At 71.2% G+C, this 17511-nt stretch carries 17 protein-coding genes and 1 pseudogene; 7 read left to right on the top strand and 11 right to left on the bottom strand.

Annotated elements, in window-relative coordinates; translation table 11 throughout:
* Positions 1-10: 10 nt before the first annotated feature.
* From ACQUST_RS10050 to ACQUST_RS10040, 3 genes are all read right to left on the bottom strand, one after another.
* The gene (locus tag ACQUST_RS10050; protein WP_435127838.1) at positions 11-1507 is read right to left on the bottom strand and encodes a phytoene desaturase family protein; all 1497 of its coding nucleotides are present in this window, start codon (positions 1505-1507) and stop codon (positions 11-13) included.
* Between the two features lie 120 nt (positions 1508-1627).
* Positions 1628-2530, bottom strand: coding sequence for a DUF106 domain-containing protein (locus tag ACQUST_RS10045; RefSeq protein WP_435127836.1), 903 nt, complete (start codon positions 2528-2530; stop codon positions 1628-1630).
* A 121-nt stretch (positions 2531-2651) separates the two neighbouring features.
* Positions 2652-3278, bottom strand: a complete 627-nt coding sequence (locus ACQUST_RS10040; RefSeq protein ID WP_435127834.1) for an adenylate kinase — start codon at positions 3276-3278, stop codon at positions 2652-2654.
* 248 nt (positions 3279-3526) lie between these two features.
* Here ACQUST_RS10040 and ACQUST_RS10035 point away from each other — a divergent pair, with 248 nt between their 5' ends.
* Positions 3527-3778, top strand: a complete 252-nt coding sequence (locus ACQUST_RS10035; RefSeq protein WP_435127833.1) for a hypothetical protein — start codon at positions 3527-3529, stop codon at positions 3776-3778.
* A gap of 76 nt (positions 3779-3854) precedes the next feature.
* On the opposite strand, the gene ACQUST_RS10030 is transcribed toward ACQUST_RS10035, so the two are convergent.
* From ACQUST_RS10030 to gatD, 3 genes are all read right to left on the bottom strand, one after another.
* The gene (locus tag ACQUST_RS10030; RefSeq protein WP_435127831.1) at positions 3855-4325 is read right to left on the bottom strand and encodes a hypothetical protein; all 471 of its coding nucleotides are present in this window, start codon (positions 4323-4325) and stop codon (positions 3855-3857) included.
* A 409-nt stretch (positions 4326-4734) separates the two neighbouring features.
* Positions 4735-5700, bottom strand: coding sequence for a GNAT family N-acetyltransferase (locus ACQUST_RS10025; protein WP_435128173.1), 966 nt, complete (start codon positions 5698-5700; stop codon positions 4735-4737).
* Complete coding sequence (gene gatD / locus ACQUST_RS10020) at positions 5697-6959, bottom strand: Glu-tRNA(Gln) amidotransferase subunit GatD (RefSeq protein ID WP_435127830.1); 1263 nt, start codon at positions 6957-6959, stop codon at positions 5697-5699. Before gatD ends, ACQUST_RS10025 begins: the two co-directional genes overlap by 4 nt.
* Positions 6960-7066: 107 nt before the next feature.
* On the opposite strand from gatD, the gene ACQUST_RS10015 reads away from it, so the two are divergent.
* Positions 7067-7645 carry a hypothetical protein gene (locus ACQUST_RS10015; protein ID WP_435127829.1) on the top strand — a complete coding sequence of 193 codons (579 nt, stop codon included), beginning with the start codon at positions 7067-7069 and terminating at the stop codon, positions 7643-7645.
* Between the two features lie 68 nt (positions 7646-7713).
* On the opposite strand, the gene ACQUST_RS10010 is transcribed toward ACQUST_RS10015, so the two are convergent.
* From ACQUST_RS10010 to ACQUST_RS10000, 3 genes and pseudogenes are all read right to left on the bottom strand, one after another.
* Positions 7714-8271, bottom strand: coding sequence for a hypothetical protein (locus tag ACQUST_RS10010; RefSeq protein ID WP_435128171.1), 558 nt, complete (start codon positions 8269-8271; stop codon positions 7714-7716).
* A pseudogene (locus tag ACQUST_RS10005) lies at positions 8266-8598 on the bottom strand (ArsR/SmtB family transcription factor); the annotation flags it as partial. The pseudogene ACQUST_RS10005 and the gene ACQUST_RS10010, both read right to left, overlap by 6 nt.
* Before the next feature lie 50 nt (positions 8599-8648).
* Positions 8649-9371: a DUF1405 domain-containing protein gene (locus ACQUST_RS10000; RefSeq protein WP_435127827.1), complete on the bottom strand. Its 723-nt coding sequence runs from the start codon at positions 9369-9371 to the stop codon at positions 8649-8651.
* Between the two features lie 210 nt (positions 9372-9581).
* Between ACQUST_RS10000 and ACQUST_RS09995 the strand changes: the two genes are divergently transcribed.
* Together ACQUST_RS09995 and ACQUST_RS09990 are read left to right on the top strand one after the other, a co-directional pair.
* A complete protein-coding gene (locus tag ACQUST_RS09995; protein ID WP_435127826.1) occupies positions 9582-10331 on the top strand; it encodes a DUF1405 domain-containing protein in 750 nt (249 codons plus the stop codon).
* A 143-nt stretch (positions 10332-10474) separates the two neighbouring features.
* The gene (locus ACQUST_RS09990) at positions 10475-11557 is read left to right on the top strand and encodes a hypothetical protein (RefSeq protein WP_435127824.1); all 1083 of its coding nucleotides are present in this window, start codon (positions 10475-10477) and stop codon (positions 11555-11557) included.
* A 43-nt stretch (positions 11558-11600) separates the two neighbouring features.
* On the opposite strand, the gene ACQUST_RS09985 is transcribed toward ACQUST_RS09990, so the two are convergent.
* On the bottom strand, positions 11601-12509 hold the full coding sequence (locus ACQUST_RS09985) for an HFX_2341 family transcriptional regulator (RefSeq protein WP_435127823.1): 909 nt from the start codon (positions 12507-12509) through the stop codon (positions 11601-11603).
* A 350-nt stretch (positions 12510-12859) separates the two neighbouring features.
* Here ACQUST_RS09985 and ACQUST_RS09980 point away from each other — a divergent pair, with 350 nt between their 5' ends.
* The 3 genes from ACQUST_RS09980 (at position 12860) to ACQUST_RS09970 (ending at position 16126) form a co-directional block, all read left to right on the top strand.
* Complete coding sequence (locus ACQUST_RS09980; RefSeq protein ID WP_435127821.1) at positions 12860-14266, top strand: lamin tail domain-containing protein; 1407 nt, start codon at positions 12860-12862, stop codon at positions 14264-14266.
* A gap of 26 nt (positions 14267-14292) precedes the next feature.
* Positions 14293-15651, top strand: coding sequence for a glycosyltransferase family 2 protein (locus ACQUST_RS09975; protein WP_435127819.1), 1359 nt, complete (start codon positions 14293-14295; stop codon positions 15649-15651).
* A gap of 139 nt (positions 15652-15790) precedes the next feature.
* Positions 15791-16126 carry a DUF7113 family protein gene (locus tag ACQUST_RS09970; protein WP_435127817.1) on the top strand — a complete coding sequence of 112 codons (336 nt, stop codon included), beginning with the start codon at positions 15791-15793 and terminating at the stop codon, positions 16124-16126.
* Positions 16127-16262: 136 nt separating this feature from the next.
* Here ACQUST_RS09970 and ACQUST_RS09965 read toward each other — a convergent pair whose 3' ends face one another.
* Positions 16263-17510 (bottom strand): DNA double-strand break repair nuclease NurA, encoded by a 1248-nt coding sequence (locus ACQUST_RS09965; protein ID WP_435127815.1) that lies wholly within the window; start codon positions 17508-17510, stop codon positions 16263-16265.
* Position 17511: the final 1 nt, after the last annotated feature.

Raw genomic sequence — 17511 nt, 5'->3', positions numbered from 1 at the left:
CAGGGAGTCGTCAGTCCTCGGCGAGCAGTTCGGCTGTGAGCAGGCCGCTGATGAGACACATCGGGACGCCGATTCCGGGCGACGTGTACGACCCGGTGAAGTAGAGCCCGTCGACCGCGGACGACCGGTGGCTCGGCCGGAGCGGCGCGGTCTGCCGGAGCGTGTGCGCCAGTCCGAGCGCCGACCCGCGCGTCGCGTTGTACCGGTCGGCGAAGTCGTCGACCGCGAACCGCTCTTCGAACACGATGCGGTCGCGGAGGTCGACGCCGGTGTTGGCGGCGACGTCGTCGAGCACCTGGTCGCGGTAGGCGTCGCGGCGCTCGGGCGTGTCGTCCAGCCCCGCGGCGATGGGGACGAGCACGAACAGCGCGCTGTGGCCGTCGGGCGCGACGCTGTCGTCCGTTTTCGACGGCGCGCAGACGTAGTACGCCGGGTCGTCGGGCCACGCCGGGTCGTCGAAGATTTCGGCGAAGTGGTCGTCCCAGTCGGTCGGCAGCACCAGCGTGTGGTGAGCGAGCTCCGAGAGGTCGCCCTCGACGCCGAGGTACAGCAGGAACGCCGACGGCGCGTACGTCCGGCTCTCCCAGTAGTCCGCGTCGTACTGCCGCTTTTCGGGCGGCAGCAGCTCCTGCTCCGTGTAGGCGTAGTCGGCGTCGCTGACGACGCGGTCGGCGAGGTAGCGGTCGCCGCCGGCGACGTCGACCGCGAAGCCGCCGCGCCGCCCCTCGATGCCCGTGACGGCGGCGTCGGTGACGAACTCGACGCCGAGTTCGCGGCCGAGTTCGGCGATGCCGTCGACGACGGAGCCGATGCCGCCCTCCGGGTAGTGGACGCCGAGGTTGAAGTCGACGTGGCTCATCAGGTTGTACAGCGCCGGCGTGTTGTGCGGCGACCCGCCGAGGAACACCAGCGTGTACTGCATCAGCTGCTGGAGCTTCGGGTGGTCGAAGTACTCCTCGACGTGCTCTTGCATCGTCCCGAGCAGCGACAGGCCGCGGGCGTGCCGCAGCACCGCCGGGTCGACGAAGTCGCGGAAGCGGTCGCGGCGCTCGTAGACGAAGTGGCGCATCCCGACCTCGTAGTTCTCCCGGGACTTCGCGAGGTACTCCTCCAGCGCGGCGCCGGCGCCCGGCTCGTACCCCTCGAACGTCGCCTTGTTCGCCGCCAGGTCCGGGCCGAGTTCGACGCTGTCGCCGTCCTTGAAGAAGACGCGGTAGTGCGGGTCGAGCTGCTCCAGCGCGTAGTAGTCGTCGACGGCGCGGTCGAAGTGCCCGAAGAACGTCTCGAAGACGTCCGGCATCAGGTACCACGACGGCCCCATGTCGAACCGGAAGCCGTCGGCCTCCAGCACTGACGCGCGGCCGCCGATCTGCTCGTTCTTCTCCAGCACGGTGACGTCGGCGCCGGCATCTGCCAGGTAACAGCTCGTCGCGAGCCCGCCGAAGCCGCCGCCGACCACGACGACGTCGGTGCCGGCGAGCGACTCGGGGACGCGAGGCTCTCGCATGGAACCGTCGTAGGCGCCGGCTCCGCATAAAACAGGGGGCGACGTGCGCGCGCCGAACCCGGCCGGAGGGCGGACCGCCCGAGAATCGAGTCCGCGGATACGTCGTCGTCGCGTCCGCGGTTACGACGTCGACGGCGACATCTGGATGTCGAGCGCCTTCTGGATGATCTGGTTGAACGCCATCGAGCAGAGGAAGTACCAGATGATCCACGCCGGCATGATGAACACGCCGTCGGTCCAGCTGACGGTGCCGGCGAGCGGCAGCACCACCTGCGAGAACTCGCCGTGCGCCTCGCCGCCGCGCAGCCCGATCTTCCAGTACATCCAGAGGAACGCCGGGATGGTGATGACCATGATCCACACCATCGGCCGGAACTGCTCTTTGAACATGCCGAGCTGGTCGCCCATCGCCTCCATCTGCTCCTCCTGGATGCGGTCGAGCGCGTCGTCGTCGCCGCGCTCCTTCGCGGCTTTCCGGCGCTCCTGGATGTCCTGCATGCGCTCCTGGTAGGCGCCCATCCGCTCCATGTCCATGAGGTTCCCGCGGAGCAGCGTCGAGTACAGCCCCGTGATGGTCGCGATGACCATGATGACCGCGTAGAACGGCAGCGCCTCCTGGAGCGGCCCGAGAACGACGTCCATCGCGGAGCCGATGACGTTCCGGACCTCGGAGACGGTGTAGCCGATGAAGAACAGCACCGTCACGGCCGCGGCGGCCTTGTCGTAGATGCTCCACGACGCGCCCTCCTTGTCCGGGATTTCGACGTTGCTGCCGCCGAGGTCGTCGTCCGGCGACTCCAGCCCGGACTCGATGGCGTCCCGGTCGGCGAGCCGGAAGCCGGCCTCGCCGTCCTCGAGGATGCCGCGCTCGATGAGCCGGCCCCACGCGCCGCTGGAGACGTCCTCGCGGACGTCCGTCCACTTGACTTCGCCGTCCTCGGCGCGCTCCAGGACGGTCTCGATCGCGTCGCGCATCTCGGGCTCCGACGCGAGATCCCGGACGCGCGCTTCGATACGTGCCATTACGGCGGGCTAGGCGGTCGGCCCGTAAGAAGGTTTAGCAATCGGCCCGGCGCCGAGCCGCGGCCGGTCGCAGCGCCGACCCACAGCCAGTCGAGGACGCTCGACTCTCGGAACCGCCGCGTCAGTTCTCGACGACGTCCTGAATCCGGTCGAAGACGTCGTCCGGGGTGCCCTCGCCGGACACCTCGACGAGCGCGCCCTCGTCGCGGTAGTGCTCGACGACCGGCTCGGTGTTCTCCCGGTAGACGCGGAGGCGTTCGCGGACGGTCTCTTCGGTGTCGTCGTCGCGCTGAACGAGGTCGGCGCCGCACTCGTCGCAGACGCCCTCCTCCTCCGGCTGGTCGAACTCGACGTGGTAGTTCGCGCCGCACTCCGGGCAGACGCGGCGGCCGGTGAGCCGGTCGACCAGTTCGTCCTCCGGGACGTCCAGGAAGATGACGTAGTCCAGGTCGGTCTCCTCCGAGAGGAACTCGGCCTGGTCGAGGTTGCGCGGGTAGCCGTCGAGCACGAAGCCGTCGGCGTCTTCGAGCGCCGCGACGACGATTTCGTTGACGACCGGGTCCGGGACGAGTTCGCCGGCGTCCATGTACTCGGCGGGCGTCCCGTACTCCGTCTCCATCTCCTTGTTCGCGCGGAGCGCGTCGCCGGTCGTGATGTGGTCGAGGTCGTACTCGTCGGCGAGTCGCTTGCTCTGCGTCCCCTTCCCGGCGCCCGGCGGCCCGAGCAGCAGAATTCGGTAGTCGGCCATACGCGGAGCGTCCGCAGCCACGAATAAAGGCGTGCTGAAAGCGGCGCGATTCCGAGCCGAACGCTGCGGACGGGCCCCGGAGTCGACGACGGCGACGGCGACAGGGGCAGCGACGGCAACGGCGACGCCGACTCGGCGAATCGGGAGTGGCGAACCGAGAGGGAAGGAGACAACCGAGAGAATGGACCGGTCCCCGGCACGAGCACGGCACCGAAAAGCACACGTCGGCGGGACGAGACCGACCGCTCGTGATTCCAGCCCTCCCACTGTTCGGCGGTATCCCCGGCGGCCCAGAGCTCATCCTCATCTTCCTGATGTTCGCGATTTTCAGCGTGCTCATCCCGGTCGGCGCCGCCTACTGGGTGTATCAGGACGCGCAGGCCCGCGGCAACGACGACGCGACGCTCTGGGCGATCGTGACGCTGGCCGGCGGCCTGTTCGCGTGGCTCGTCGGCGTCGCCGCCGCCATCGCGCTGTACGTCCTCGTCGGCCGCGACTGAAACGGCCGAGCCGAGACCGGTTCCGGCTCCGTTTCCCGTTTCGGTTCCGGACGCCGACTCGCGGCGCCGCGGCCGCCTAAATCTGCGTCACCCACGCCCGGTAGTCCTCGTCGCGGTCGTACACGTCGGTGAACACGTGGTCGAGGAAGTCGGCGAGCCGGTTCGCGTCCGACCGCGCCGAAATCCGGACGTTCGTCCCCTCCGCCTCCTCCGGCGACTCCCGGGCGTCGACGCGGAACTCCGGGTAGTCGTCGAGCAGCGCGTGCAGCCGGTCGAGCTCCTCGTCGGTGCAGTCGAGGTTGAACGTCTTCTCCGCGAACTGCACCCACGGCGGCACCGCCGGCTCCTCGTCCGCGTCCTCGTCGGCGTCGCCGTCGGCGTTCTCGGCGTCCGCTGCGTCCTCGGTCGACTCGCCGAATTCGAGCGTCTCCCGCGGCGGCTCGGCCTCCACGGTGAGGAACTGGCTGCCGCGGTTCCGGTGGGCGGTGACGGCGTCCGCGAACAGCTTTCGGCGGTCCGCCGGCGTGTCGGCGTCGAAACGGGTCACGTCCACCGCTACGGCGAACCACCGTAAAAACCGGGCGCCTCGCGGCCCGCCGCCGAACCGGTGAACGATGCGGCGTTCCGAGACCTGGAAGCCGCGACTGGGATTGCGTCGGGAGTGCGGAACTGCGATGGCTGCTGGAACGACCACCCTGATGACTACTCCGACGACTGCTCCGACGGCAACGGGAACGACCGCGGCGACGACCGCGAAAGCCCCCTCGCGCTCGCGGGCTGCGCCCCGCGCTGCGCGCCTCGCCGCCTCGCTTCGCTCGGCGGCTGCGGTGCTTGCGGGGTCTCGCCGCGCGACCGCTCGGCCCCTTTCAGTCCCGCCCGAACGCTGGACGGGCGGTCGTCGCTGGTGGACGGACAGGCGGTCGGCGGCGGCGGAAGGACGGGGGTCGTCGCCGTGGTCAGAAGAGGGCGTCGTCGGTGAGGTCGGCGGTGAGCAGGAAGTCGGGTTCGTCGGAGACGCCGGTGCGGGTGGCGGCGGTGTCGGACACCCAGCGGACGGACTCCGGGATGAGCACCCGGACGCTGTCGATGCCTTCGGCGGCGGCGTCGCGGGCGACGGCGCGGTACAGCGCCCGCGCGGTCTCCACGTCGTCCCAGACGGCGACGCCGTAGACGCCGAGGGTCTCCGTGCCGCCGTCGTCCGCGTCGCGCTCGGTGGTGTAGCTGCGGTACGTGAAGCCGCGGGTGCCGCCGTCGACGACCGTGAACAGCCGGTCGGCGGCGGCCGCTTCGCGGAGCTGTTCGCGGCGCAGCTCCGAGCACGCCCACGTCTCCTCGTCGTCCATGACGAGGCCGTCGAGTTCGGTGCGGGCGTCGCTTCGCTGCCAGAACGCCCACGCGGCGTCCGCCGCGGCGGCGTCGCCCTCGACGGTGAGCGTCGGCTCCGCGTCGCCGTCCGGCTCCGGGGTCGCCCACCGGAACTCGACGCCGGGGCGGAAGCCGCCGGCGCGGCTGGTGCCGAGGCCGGCGACGTTCCACGAGAACACCATGTTCCGGCAGACGACGGCGCCGCGGTCGCGGGCCCACTGGAAGACGGCGCGGGTGAGTTTCGTGCCGAGGCCGCGGCCGCGGTAGTCGGGGTTGACGCGCATCCCCTGCGCCCACGCCTCCGTGTCGCTCAGCATGACGCCCTGCAGGACGCCCGCGACGTCCGCGCCGTCGTCCACGTCGACGACGAACGTCCGCTGGTCCGGGCCGTCCGACTCCACCCAGTGCGGGAACACGTCCGGAAGGTAGTCGCTGGCGCCCTGCTCGCTCCACGTGTCCCGCGTGAACGCCGCGACCGCGTCGGCGTCGGCGGCGCGCGCCTGCCGAACCGTCAGGTCGGCGCCCCCGTCGGCCCGCAGCCGGTCGCCGCCCGTCATGTCCACGGACGCGACTCCTCGGTGAGTTCGCCGGCGAGGTCGCGCCCCATCGCGTCCGCCGGGTCGTCGGCGTTCGCCAGCGCCCACATCAGCTTCACCTTCGCCGTCCCGGGGAGCGTGTCGCCGGCCTCGACGACGCCGGCGTCGAGCAGGTCGCGGCCGGTGTCGTAGACGCGGTCGCAGACGCGACCCTCGATGCACTGGCTCGTCATCGCCACCGTGGTGCCGGCGTCGACGAGCGACTCGACGCGCGGAATCAGGTCGGTGTGGACGTGGCCGAGCCCCGTCCCTTCGATGACGACGCCGTCGGCGCCGTCGAGGTAGCCCCACGCCGCCGGGTCCATGCCGGGCGTAAACTTCACCAGCTCCACGTCCTCGTTCAGGTCGGCGGCCACGGCGAGGTCGGCGTCGCCGCGGCTCCGGCGGGGCTTGTCCGCGAACGACACCGCGGTGTCGTCGACGCCGTAGTCGACGCGGCCGAGCGGCTCGGCGCCGACGGTCTCGAAGGCGTCGCGGCGCGACGTGTGGTTCTTCCGGACGCGCGTCCCGCGGTGGAGCGCGCAGTAGTCGTCCGACGGCGACCCGTGCATGCAGACCATGACCTCCGCGCAGTCGGCCTTCGCGGCTTCGACGGCGCACACCGCGTTCATGACGTTGTCCGACGACGGCCGGTCGGCGGAGCGCTGGCTCCCGGTGAACACGACCGGAACCGGCGTGTCCAGCATGAACGACAGCGCCGACGCGGAGAACTGCATCGTGTCGGTGCCGTGCATCACGACGACGCCGTCGGCGCCGCGTTCGATCTCGTCGGCGACGGCCGCCGCGAGGTCGACCCACACCGACGGCTCCATGTTCTCCGAGAGCATGTTCGCGACGACGCGACCGCGGTAGTTCGCGCGGCCGGCGAGGTCCGGCACCGCCCGCAGCACGTCCTCGGCGTCGAACTGCGCCGTCACCGCGCCGGTCCGGTAGTCGACGGTCGACGCGATGGTGCCGCCCGTCGAGATGAGCGCCACCGTCGGCAGGTCCTCGTCGAACTCGATTTCTGAGCCGTCGCCGCCCTCCTCGCCCGCCTCGTCGACGTCGTGGGCGCCGCGCTCCAGCACCTCGACGGTCGCCTCCTCGCGGTCGACGCCGACGTTGTAGCCGCCTTCGAGTTTCACGACCAGGTGCGCTTCGTCCGACGAGGGCATCAGCACGCCCTCGTCCGTGACGCCGCTCCGCTCCACGCGGACGCGGTCGCCGGGGCTCGGTGTCATTACCTCACGGTAGCGGCGCCGCCGGACTTGAAACTGCCTTTGTCCGAGCACGCTCGGGCGTCGCTGCCGGGGAAAGACCCATTGGCGTCGCCGCCGCACCGTCGGCCATGACACGGAGCGTCGACGAACTGCAGGAGCTCGCCGAGCGCGACGTCGCCGGCGCGGAGCCGGACGCGGACGCCGACGCGGACCGCGTCGACGACGCGGACGGCGGTGCGGACGCGACCGGCGACGCCGGCCCCGACGCCGGTGCCGACGGCTCCTCGCGGTTCGGCGTGCCGTCGCTCCGCGGTCGGCTGCCGGTCGGGTCGGGCCGGTCGCCGGTGACGCTCCGCGGCCTGCTGCTGACGTTCGTCGTCGCCGCAGCGGGGCTGCTCGTCGGCGGCGCCGTGCCGCTCGTCGGCGGACTCACCCGGTACGTCGGGCTGTTCGCGGCGTGTTTCGCGCTCGGGCTCGTCAGGAGTCGGCGCGCCTACCTCGAAACCGCGTTCGCCGGGACGCTCGCCGCCGTCTCGGCGTTCCTGCTCGGCACGCTGTCGGTCGGCGGCGTCCTCGTCGGCACGAACCTCCTCGCGGACTACGGCGTCCCCATCGCCGGCGTCGGCGTCGGCGTCGGGCTGGTCCTGTCGGTCGCGGGCTACTACTTCGGCCGCGACCTCCGCGACGGCCTCACGCGCGACGTCTGAGTCGGAGCGACGCGGCGACGGACCGGCGGGTACGAGCGGCGTCGAACCGCGAGAAGCGTCGAATCGGGTTACGCGACGACCCAGCGGTCGCCGTCGCGTTCGACCATGCCGGACTCGCGGAGCTGCTGCAGCCCCTCTTCGATGGTGCCGCGGTCCGCGCTGACCTCGCCGGCGATGGCGCGGACCGTCCCGTCCGTCGAATCCACCGCGCTGAGCAGTTGCGCGAAGAACCGGGAGTCGGCGTCGACGCCGAGCCGGTCGTTCAGCCGGTCGAGCAGCGCCGTCATGCGGCCGTGCACCCAGCGCTGCGCCAGCGACACCTCGTTTTCGAGCTGCTGGAGCCGCTCGAACTCAGCGGCGAGGTCGCCGACGTCGTGGTCGCCGCCGGCGCTGTCGGGCGGAGCGGCGCCGGCCTCCACCGCCGCATCGGCGTCCGCGGCTCCAGCGTCCGCGGCTCCGGCACCGTCCGCTGCGGTACCGTCGGCCGCGGCGCCACCGGGAGCCGCGTCGTCGGTCGGGGCCGCGTCGCTGTCTGCGTCAGCGTCGGCGCCGGCTGCGCCGTTGCGTTCGGCGCCGGCTGCGCCGTTTCGTTCCGCGCCGTCGACGTGTGCGTCCGGCAGGTCGATGTCGATGCGGACGTGCGGGCACCGCCCCGAGATGTCGAGGCTCGGGTTCGCCGGGTAGGCCGACTTCGTCCCGAAGCCGTGCCGGGAGACGTTCACTTCCAGCCGGACGTCCTGGGCGATGTGGAAGTACTTCCGGCGGCGGTCGTCGGTGTGGCTCTCGATGAGGCCGGCGTCCTCCAGTTTCCGGAGGTGGTCGATGACGGCCTTCGGCGAGACGCCGAGGTACTCCGAGATCTCCGTGACGTAACAGGGCTTGCGCGAGAGCAGCCGGAGGATACGCCGGCGGTTCTCGTTGCCGAGGAGGTCGAGGAGCACCGCGGAATCCATGGACACCGGAAGTGAGCGCCGGAAGGACAAAAGGCGTTCGTCAGGGCGGCTCAGGGGTCGGCGGCGCCGTCCGTCGACTGGTCGGCCGAATCCGGGCGGCTTCGCGGCAGGACGGCGGCCGCGACCGCGACGGCGAGCACGGTCGTTCCAACGGACGCGACGCCGAGCAGCATGCCCGGTTCGTACCGGACCGGCGGGTGCCCGGAGAGCGGCAGGCCGAGGAGGAAGCCGTAGTCGAACAGGTCGTTCGCGAGCGCGAGCGCGGCGGCGCCGACGAGCAGCCGCCTGCTCGTCCGGCCGACGCGCGCGAGCAGCAGCGCCTCCGCGACGAACGCGGCGTGGGTCGCCAGAATCCCCCAGTACGCCCACAGCGAATCGCGGTCGAAGCCGACGTAGAGGTCGACCGGGAGGTCCGGGCGGACGAGCGGGACGTTCAGCGCGACGAACGTCCAGACGCCCATCTTCACCAGCCAGACGACCGCGAGCGTGGACAGCGCGGCGAGAATCCGGTTCGTCGGCACCGACTCCAGCCGGTAGCCGACGAACGGCACCACGGCGGCGAGGACGAGCGTGCCGAGCGCGAGCGCCGTCGGCGAGTCGCCGTACAGCGGCCAGAGCAGCGCCGGCACCGCCGGCATCGTCGCGAGGTAGTAGCGGACGCCGACGAGGAACGCGAGCGCGTTCCCGACGAGCAGCAGCGCCAGCGTGAACGGCGTCGTCAGGTAGAACTCCGCGAGCGACTCCGGGACGGGGTTCGGCGGTGAGCGGGACACGGCGGGTCTGCGTCGGCGTTCGTACCGAGGCGGCTTAATCGGTGCCGGTCCGCGGAGCCGGGCGAGCCGCGGCGAGTGCGTCGGTCGACGGCGCAGCCGACCGCGCCGCAGGCGTCGACGGGACAGCCGCGTCGACGCGGCCGGTACGGGCGGCGCGGCCGGCACCGCCACGGCTATACCGTCGGCGACGAACCGACACGCGAACCGCGCATGTCCGCCATCGTCGACCACCTCACGGACCCGGACCTGCCGAGCCGCCGCGACCTGCCGCGGTACGTCGCGCCGCTGCCCGCCGCCGTCGAAGACCTCGGGCTGCGGCTGGCGCCGGTCGTCGCGCTCGTCAACCTCGTCGGCACCGCCTTCGGCTTCTGGTACTACGGCTTCCACCCGTTCTCCGAGCCGGCCGTCGTCTGGCAGTTCGCCGCGGAGCCGCCGGCGATGTGGGCGTTCGTCCCGGACTCGCCGGTCGCGACGCTGTTCATCGGCGTCGCCTTCGGGCTGTGGTACCTGGACCGGCCGAGCCCGTACTGGTCGGCGCTGGCGTTCTTCGGCTGCCTGAAGCTCGGGCTGTGGACGCCGTACACGCTGTCGGTGTTCTTCGACGGCTTCATCGGCGTCGGCTGGCCGATGTACCTGTTCCTGTACTGCTCGCACCTCGCGATGGTCGTCGAGGCGTTCGTGCTCCACCGAATCACCGACTTCCCGGTGCGCGCCGTCGCCGTCGCGGTACTGTGGTACGGCGTCAACGACGTCGTCGACTACTTCGTCCCGGTGGTCGGGACGCCGCACCACACGACGGTGCCGCCGCAGGTCGTCGACGCCGTCACCGGCTGGTACACTCACCCGTGGCCCGCCCACCAGTACGCCGCCGTCGGCGCCGTCGTCCTGACGCTGCTCGCGACGTTCCTCGCGCTCACCACGCGCGTCAAACTGCTCGAACGCGGCCACGTCGACGGCTGACCCGCAGCCGCCGCATCGACCCTGATTCGGACGGCGGCGAGCGATCGTCCGTCGGCGTCGCCGGCGTCGCCGCCGGTCGTGCGACTCCGCGTCCGCCCGGTTCGACCTGACTACTAAGCCGGTCGGGGCCGTCACGGCGAACGATGAGCCTGTTCGAGGCCGTGGCCGACCTGCCGCTGACCATCGATTCGGTGTCGCTCCGGCGTCGCTGCCGCGACACGTCGTCGGGGTTCGAGCGCGTGACGACGACGTTCCGGCTGCGGGGCGGCGGCGAACTCGGCCGCGGCGAGGACGTCTGTTACGAGCCGGCGGACCACGACGCGCTGTTCGACGACCCCGACGCCGGCGCGCCGACGGTGGCGGTGGATTTCAGCGGCGCGTTCGCCGGCGACTGGACGTTCGGCGAGTTCTCGTCGCGGCTCGACGACCTCGACCTGTTCCCGACGAAGCAGCCGGAGCGGCCGACCGCGCGGCACTACCGGCGCTGGGCGGTGGAGTCGGCGGCGCTCGATTTGGCGCTCCGGCAGTCCGACACGCACCTCGGCGCCGTGCTGGGCCGCGACCGCGACCCGGTCCGGTTCGTGGCGTCGACGCGGCTCGGAACGCCGCCGTCGACCGACCGGGTCGAGGCGCTGACCGACCGCGTCCCGGGGCTGGAGTTCAAGCTCGACCCGACGCGGGAGTGGACCGACGACGTCGTGGCGGCCCTGCCCGCCGACCGCGTCCGCATCCTGGATTTCAAGGCGCTGTACGACCGCGACGACGGCGACGTCTCCGTCGAGCCGGGCGCGGACTACTACGGGTCGCTGCTCGACTCGTTCCCCGACGCCGTCATCGAAGACCCGGGGCTCACCGAGGAGACGCGGCCGCTGTTCGACGGCGAGGAGCACCGCGTCTCGTGGGACTACCCGATTACGGGCGTCGAGAGCGTCGAGGACCTGCCGTTCGAGCCGTCGTGGCTGAACGTGAAGCCGTCGCGGTTCGGGTCCGTGGAGTCGCTGTTCGACACGCTGGAGTGGGCCGCGGACCGCGACGTGTCGCTGTACGGCGGCGGCCAGTTCGAACTCGGCGTCGGCCGCAGCCACCTGCACACGCTGGCGTCGCTGTTCTACCCGGACGGCCCGAACGACGTCGCGCCCGCCGCCTACAACGACCCGACGGTGCCGCCGCGGCTCCCGAAGCCGCCGCTCGCGCCGTCCGCCGCGCCGCGCGGCCTCGACTTCTGACCGGCGGACGCCCGCCCCGGCCGGGGGCCGAGCGGCCGCGGCGTCAGTCCGGCCGCTGCCCGTCGCCGTCGGCGTGCGCGCGGACCCAGAGTTCGCCGATGCGCGACAGCCGCGTCCGGTAGGACTTGCCGTGTGACTCCTGTTCGACGTACCCTTTGCCGCCGGGGCCGAGCCGGTCGACGTTGTAGATGACCTTCGAGCGGAACGAGTCGGTGTACTCCTCGTTCAGTTCGGCGGCGAGCGCCTTCGCGAGCTCCGAGACGGACTCGAACTCGCCGTCCTCGCCGAGCTTGAACAGGATGACCTCCTCGAACGGCTTGACGTTCGAGAAGGACGCGACTGGGAGTTCGACGATGTGGCTGCCGTCGATCTCCTTCGCGCCGATGGTGACGCCGCGCTCGTCGAACTCCTCCAGCAGGCCGGTGGCGGCGTCGAGGCGGCGTTCGACGCGGTCGTCGTCGACGGCGTCGTCGGCGAGGACGTCCGCGAGCAGGTCGCGGGACGCGCGGAGTTCCTCCGCGAGTTCGGTTTCGAGGTACTTCTCGGGCGCCGTGTAGTAGGTGTGGATGCGGTCGCGGTCCTCCTGCCGCTCCAGCGTGATGGAGTGGGCGGCGGTGGCGAACGCGAACGACACGGGCCGCGGCATCGCCGAGACGTTCACCCACACCTCGGCGCCGGCGTCGAGTTCGGCGTTGATGAGGTCGTACGCCTGCTCGAAGGCGGCGTCGTAGTCGTACACGTCGGCGACCGTGACGCGCTCGGTTTCGGCGCCGAGCAGGTTCCGGAAGTCCGTCTCCAGTTTCTTCGCGAGCGTCCGCGAGTACTCGACGTTCGATTCGCTCCCCACCGCGCCCTCCAGCAGCACGACGCGGTCCACGTCGAACTGGTCGCGGACCAGCGGCGCGATGAGCCGGTCGTAGTCGAAGCCGACCGGGACGACGTGCGTCTCCATGCCTCCCGCTTCCCGCCGGGGCGAGAAAAGGGTGCCGTGCCACCGCCGCACCCGATTCCGCCGTTCGGCGGCGACGTCCGCGCCCTCACCGCGCCTGCAGCGCGCGGGATGGAGACGAACACCCGGTCATTTCTGCCAGTAGAGAGGAGCGCCGACCAGTCGTTCTTGTTTTCTAATACGTTTTGTCTGCATTATCCGGGTTCGGACGACGCAGCCGCACCAATCCGCCCGACCCGCAGCGAATCGAGACGGCTCGTGGCGGCGAACGAGCCCCGTTCGCCACGGTCAGTGTCCGGACACGAACGGCCGTGTTTCTTTTCAGTGTTCTCCGTCGACACTGTGGTATCTCAATGTCCGAAGGGTCTGATTCGGCGTCGACCGAGGACTCGTCGCTGTCACGGCGAGGAGTCCTGCTGGGTGCCGGCGGCCTCACGACGGCGGCGGTCGGTGGGACCGCAGCCTACTCGGCGCTCACCGGGTCGTCGACGGAGCGGCGCTACCTCGTCGAGCAGGGGAAACTCCACTGGGAAGTCGACCCGCTGTCGTACCAGGACCGGACCGTCGAGCAGTTCTACGGGTACCAGCAGTCGTCGGGGACGGCGAGCCCCGCGGTCGACGTCATCGACGACCCGGCGGCCTCGCGGCTGTTCGTCTACGACGGGCCGGTCGGGTCGTCGCTCGTCTTCCTGCACGGCGCCCCGACGGCCGAGACGGGCGGCACGGCGCTGTTCACGTTCTCCGGGCTGTCGCGGTCGAGCGGCGAGTGGGCGGTCCGCGACGACGCCGCCGCCGTCGACGACGACTTCGAGAGGTGGGACGGCGGCAACGCGAAAGTGAAGTGGGAGTGGAGCGCCGGCGAGACGGACGGCGGCGCGTTCTGGGGCGTCGCGGACGGCGGAAAAATCAAAGTGACGCCGAAGACGCTGCGCGGCGTGGACTCGTGGCGGTTCGTCGCCGGCGATCCCGGGAACACGTCGAGTTTCGACCTCTACCCGGGGAAGCCCGTGAAGATTCGGCCGGCCGGAGACAGGCGGTCGGTGAAGCGGGCGAACGTCGAAATCATGCCGGGGACGGACCCGAACGAGTTCGACCCGTACGCGAAACGGCGCATCACGGTCGCCGTGACGTCCCCGCCGAGCGGCGCCGACTCGTCCGAGTGGGTGGCGCCGAGCGACGTCGACCCCGGCAACAAGTCGGTGTACTTCGGGTCGCGAAGCCACCTCGCCGGCGGGAACGGCGCGACCCCGCAGAAGTACTACCGGCAGAACGGGACGCTGTATCTGGAGTACAAGACGAAGGCGGCGAACTTCACGCTCGACTCCGCGTACGGCTTCCTCACCGGGAAACTCGGCTCGTACACGTGGTTCCGCGGGAAGGACGCGGTCCAGCCGGGCGGATTCAACAACGCCGACTCCGACGTCCCGCTCGTCGTCACCGACCTGAACGTGAACCCGGCGGGCGGCGACAGGAAGAACCTCGCTGCGGAGTACGTCGAGTTCGCGAACGACGGGGACGCCGCGCTCGACCTGACCGGCTACACGGTCGCGGACGCGGAGGGCTGGCAGTTCCACCTGCCGGACGGCTTCACGCTGAACGCCGGCGACCGCTTCCGGCTGCACACGGGCGACGGCCAGTGGGACGAAAACGACCTCTACTGGGGCGTCGACTCCCCGGTCTGGAACAACGACGGCGACACGGTTCTCGTCGAGGACGACGCCGGAACGACGGTGCTCCGCCACACGTACCCGCCTCGGTGACCGGACGGCTCAGCCGCTGAATCACGATGGACACGGAGTCAGAATCCGCGGCGGCCTCCGAAGGCGAGTCCGGGCTCACCCCGGAGTGGTGGTGGGACTTCTCGACGGCCCGGCTGCGGGAGGCGGTTCCGACGCCCGACCGGGACCGCTTCCCCGGCCCGGTGTCGTGGGACACGGAGTACGCCTTTTCGACGGAGCGAATCGTGGCGGCGCTGATTATCGCGGCGTTCACCGTCGCGGTGCTGTCGGTGTTCGGCTATCTCGCCCGCGTCCCGTTCAGGGGGCACCTGCTGACCTACGTCTACGTGTCGCTGTGGGGGTTCGTCGCCGTCTACGTCGTCCCGACCGGTATCTGGGCGTACGAGGCGTACTGCGGACGGCAGGCCGACCCGGCGCCGCTCGAACACGACGCGGACGCGGTGCAGGTGCGTATCCTCACCGTGTCCGCCGAGAGCGTCGTGCAGAACACCGTGGACGCGCTCCCGGAGCGACTCGACGACAGACACGTCGTCGCCGAGGAGCCGATGGACGTCGACGGCGCGGAGGTCCACGTCGTCCCCGACGAGTTCGACTGCGAGGCGACCCGGAAGGGCCGGGCGCTGGAGTGGGCGCGCAGAGCGGTCCCGTGCGACAGGGAGTACGTCCTGTTCCTGGACGAGGACACGCTGGTGACGGAGTTCGACGGGCTCCCCGACGCGGACATCGTCCAGTTCCGCGAGTGGCCGATGTACACCGGGTCGTACCTGACGTACTGGGCTGAGGTGCTCCGGATGGGGTACCAGACGGAGCAGCGCGGCTTCGAGAAGCTCGGCGTCCCGCTGTACGTCTGGGGCGGCGGCGTCGCGATTCGGCGGTCCGTCGAGGACGAGGTGACGTGGAACTACGACACGCTCATCGAGGACACGGTGTTCGCGTGGCACGCCGCGCGGCGGGGCGCGAGCCTCGAAGTCATGGAGACGAAGTTCCGGAACCAGGCGCCGCCGTCGGTGCGGGCGATGCTGGCGCAGCGCCGGCGGTGGTTCGTCGGGACGCTCCGGGAGGAGCAGTACCTCACGCGGTGGTACCGCGCGCTCGACACGCTCCGGAACGTCTCGTGGGCGTTCAGCCCCGTGACGCCGTTCCTCCTGCTGTTCAGCAGAGCGGTCCCCGAGGGTCTCCCCGGCCGATTCGCGTTTCACCTGCTCGCGCAGGCGCTGTTCGTGTTCTCGCTCGTCTGGGTGTGGCGCGGCTGGCGGTACTACGACGGCCCGGCGCTCCGAACCCTCCCGGTGTTCCTCCTCTACCCGTTCGTCACCGCGGCGCACTCGGCGGGCGCCGCCTGGGGCCTCGTCTCGCCGCCGGAGACGTTCGAAACCACGGAGAAGAGCGAGGAGACGGAGCAGTGAGAGCGGGCCGCCGCGTCGCGGCGGCGGTGCAGCAGCACGGAGGCCAGCCGCGCACGGCAACCGCGACGCCGCGACCGGGAATCCACCGGAATCGCGTCGCGGGGGACGACTTTTCCGCGTCGGCCGCGTACTCCGGTGCATGTTACAGGTTCGGGGGCGCGGGGGCGGAACCGCGCTCACCGGGACGGTGTACGAGCGCGGCGAGGAGGCGCCGTCGTTCAAGGGCGCGCCGGACGAGGACGCGCCGTACGTCTGGGTCTGCGACGAGTTCTACCAGGTGGAGAGCGGCGGGTCCGAGTTGACCGTGGACGGCGAGACGATTCGGGTGGCGTTCGAGTCGCCGATGCCGCGCGGCTTCGACACGCGCGACCAGGCCGTCGCGGCCGCGAAAGAACACATCCGGACGCAGTTCGCGCGCGTCGGCGTCCCGGAAGCGGACGTCGACGTCGACGTCGTGAAAGAGGAGCCGGCGTAGACGGGTCGCCGACGCCTCGCCGACGCGGCCGACGGAAGCAACGTCGCCGGCGCGGCGCGGTCACAGAGCCAGCGTCACCTCGCCGACGCGGCGCGTCGACCCCGACCTCGGCGTGTCGGTGCCCGCGGCGACCCTGTCACTCGTCGTCGGCCCAGCGGACGTCGTCGTAGGTGCGGAGGTGCTCGGCGCCGAACCGGTCTTCGAACTTCCGGCGGAGCGACTGCTTCTCGCCGACGCCGATGCGGGCCAGTTCGTCGGCCTTCCGGACCGCGGCGGGCGGCCCCTGCTCGGCGGCGACCTCCGAGACGACCTGCTGGGTGAGCGCGTCGCGGACCGCGTCGTCCTCGGTGAACGCGGCCGGCGCCTCCACCTTGAACAGGACGTCCTCGCGCGGTTCGTACACCAGCATGAACGTCAGTTCGTACAGCGCCGGGTCGCGGTCGCGGTCGACGCCGAGCGCGTCGCCGTCGGCCGACATCGGCTCGTCGGAGCCGCCGCGGCTGTACAGCCACGACGTGAACGTCACCGCGTCCGTGTCCCGCTCGCCGTCCGCGCGCAGTTCGAGCAGCCGCGTGAACATCGCGGTGTCGTCCGGCCACGGCGCGTCCACGCCCTTCGCGTCGAGCGTCCGGGTGACGTAGCCCGTCGTCGGGTTCTTCACGAAGCCGACGAGCGGGACGCCGCGGTCGATGCACGCCTCCACCAGCCTGACGTAGTTCTCGACGGCCTCCGCGACCGTGTCGCCGTAGGCGACCTCGCGGAGTTCCTGGTCGCGGGTCGCCCAGTTCAGCAGGCGCTTCGGGTACAGCGGCCCGTCGAGCACCAGCAGGTCGTCGACGAGGTGGACGTGCTGGAGCGCGTGGTGGGACTCGGCGAGCGACAGCGCCAGTTCGTGCACCGTCTCGTCGGCGAACCGCCGCGTCCGCGGCACCTTCAGGACGCGGCGCTCGCTGTGGCCGTCGTCGTACCGCGACCAGTCGTCGGTGACGTCCGGGAAGTAGACGGTGGCGTCGTTGGCGTGCACCGTGACGACGACGCTGCGGCCGCGGTGTAAGTCGAGATCGGTCGGCTCCGACCCCATCGCGGCGTGGGCCACGTCCAGCACGAGCCCGTTCTTGAACGACGTCGGATTGAGCGTCCCGGAGTCGACGCCGTGGCTCGTCTCGAACGGCCGCTCCGCCAGCGCCGCGTCCTCGACGGCGGCCCGGCGGAGCTCGTGGTCACCGACGGGCTCGACGACCGGGCGGCCCTCCTCGCGAAGCGGGTCGAGCCAGTCGCGCCACACCGTCCCAGCCAGGTCGTCGTGGTCCGCGTCGTCGACGCCGTCCGCGATGGAGGAGGCGAGATACGCGATGGTGTCGACGTGAACCGGGTCCAGCGTCACG

The organism is Halobaculum sp. D14, from assembly GCF_051195135.1.
GTDB lineage: Archaea > Halobacteriota > Halobacteria > Halobacteriales > Haloferacaceae > JBNTKA01.
This window is presented reverse-complemented; position numbering and strand designations above follow the sequence as displayed.

Coding starts and splice junctions, on each gene's coding strand:
- ACQUST_RS10050 (WP_435127838.1), bottom strand. CDS start 1,507: ATGCGAGAGCCTCGCGTCCCCGAGTCGCTCGCCGGCACCGACGTCGTC.
- ACQUST_RS10045 (WP_435127836.1), bottom strand. CDS start 2,530: ATGGCACGTATCGAAGCGCGCGTCCGGGATCTCGCGTCGGAGCCCGAG.
- ACQUST_RS10040 (WP_435127834.1), bottom strand. CDS start 3,278: ATGGCCGACTACCGAATTCTGCTGCTCGGGCCGCCGGGCGCCGGGAAG.
- ACQUST_RS10025 (WP_435128173.1), bottom strand. CDS start 5,700: ATGACGGGCGGCGACCGGCTGCGGGCCGACGGGGGCGCCGACCTGACG.
- gatD (WP_435127830.1), bottom strand. CDS start 6,959: ATGACACCGAGCCCCGGCGACCGCGTCCGCGTGGAGCGGAGCGGCGTC.
- ACQUST_RS10015 (WP_435127829.1), top strand. CDS start 7,067: ATGACACGGAGCGTCGACGAACTGCAGGAGCTCGCCGAGCGCGACGTC.
- ACQUST_RS09995 (WP_435127826.1), top strand. CDS start 9,582: ATGTCCGCCATCGTCGACCACCTCACGGACCCGGACCTGCCGAGCCGC.
- ACQUST_RS09990 (WP_435127824.1), top strand. CDS start 10,475: ATGAGCCTGTTCGAGGCCGTGGCCGACCTGCCGCTGACCATCGATTCG.
- ACQUST_RS09985 (WP_435127823.1), bottom strand. CDS start 12,509: ATGGAGACGCACGTCGTCCCGGTCGGCTTCGACTACGACCGGCTCATC.
- ACQUST_RS09980 (WP_435127821.1), top strand. CDS start 12,860: ATGTCCGAAGGGTCTGATTCGGCGTCGACCGAGGACTCGTCGCTGTCA.
- ACQUST_RS09975 (WP_435127819.1), top strand. CDS start 14,293: ATGGACACGGAGTCAGAATCCGCGGCGGCCTCCGAAGGCGAGTCCGGG.
- ACQUST_RS09970 (WP_435127817.1), top strand. CDS start 15,791: ATGTTACAGGTTCGGGGGCGCGGGGGCGGAACCGCGCTCACCGGGACG.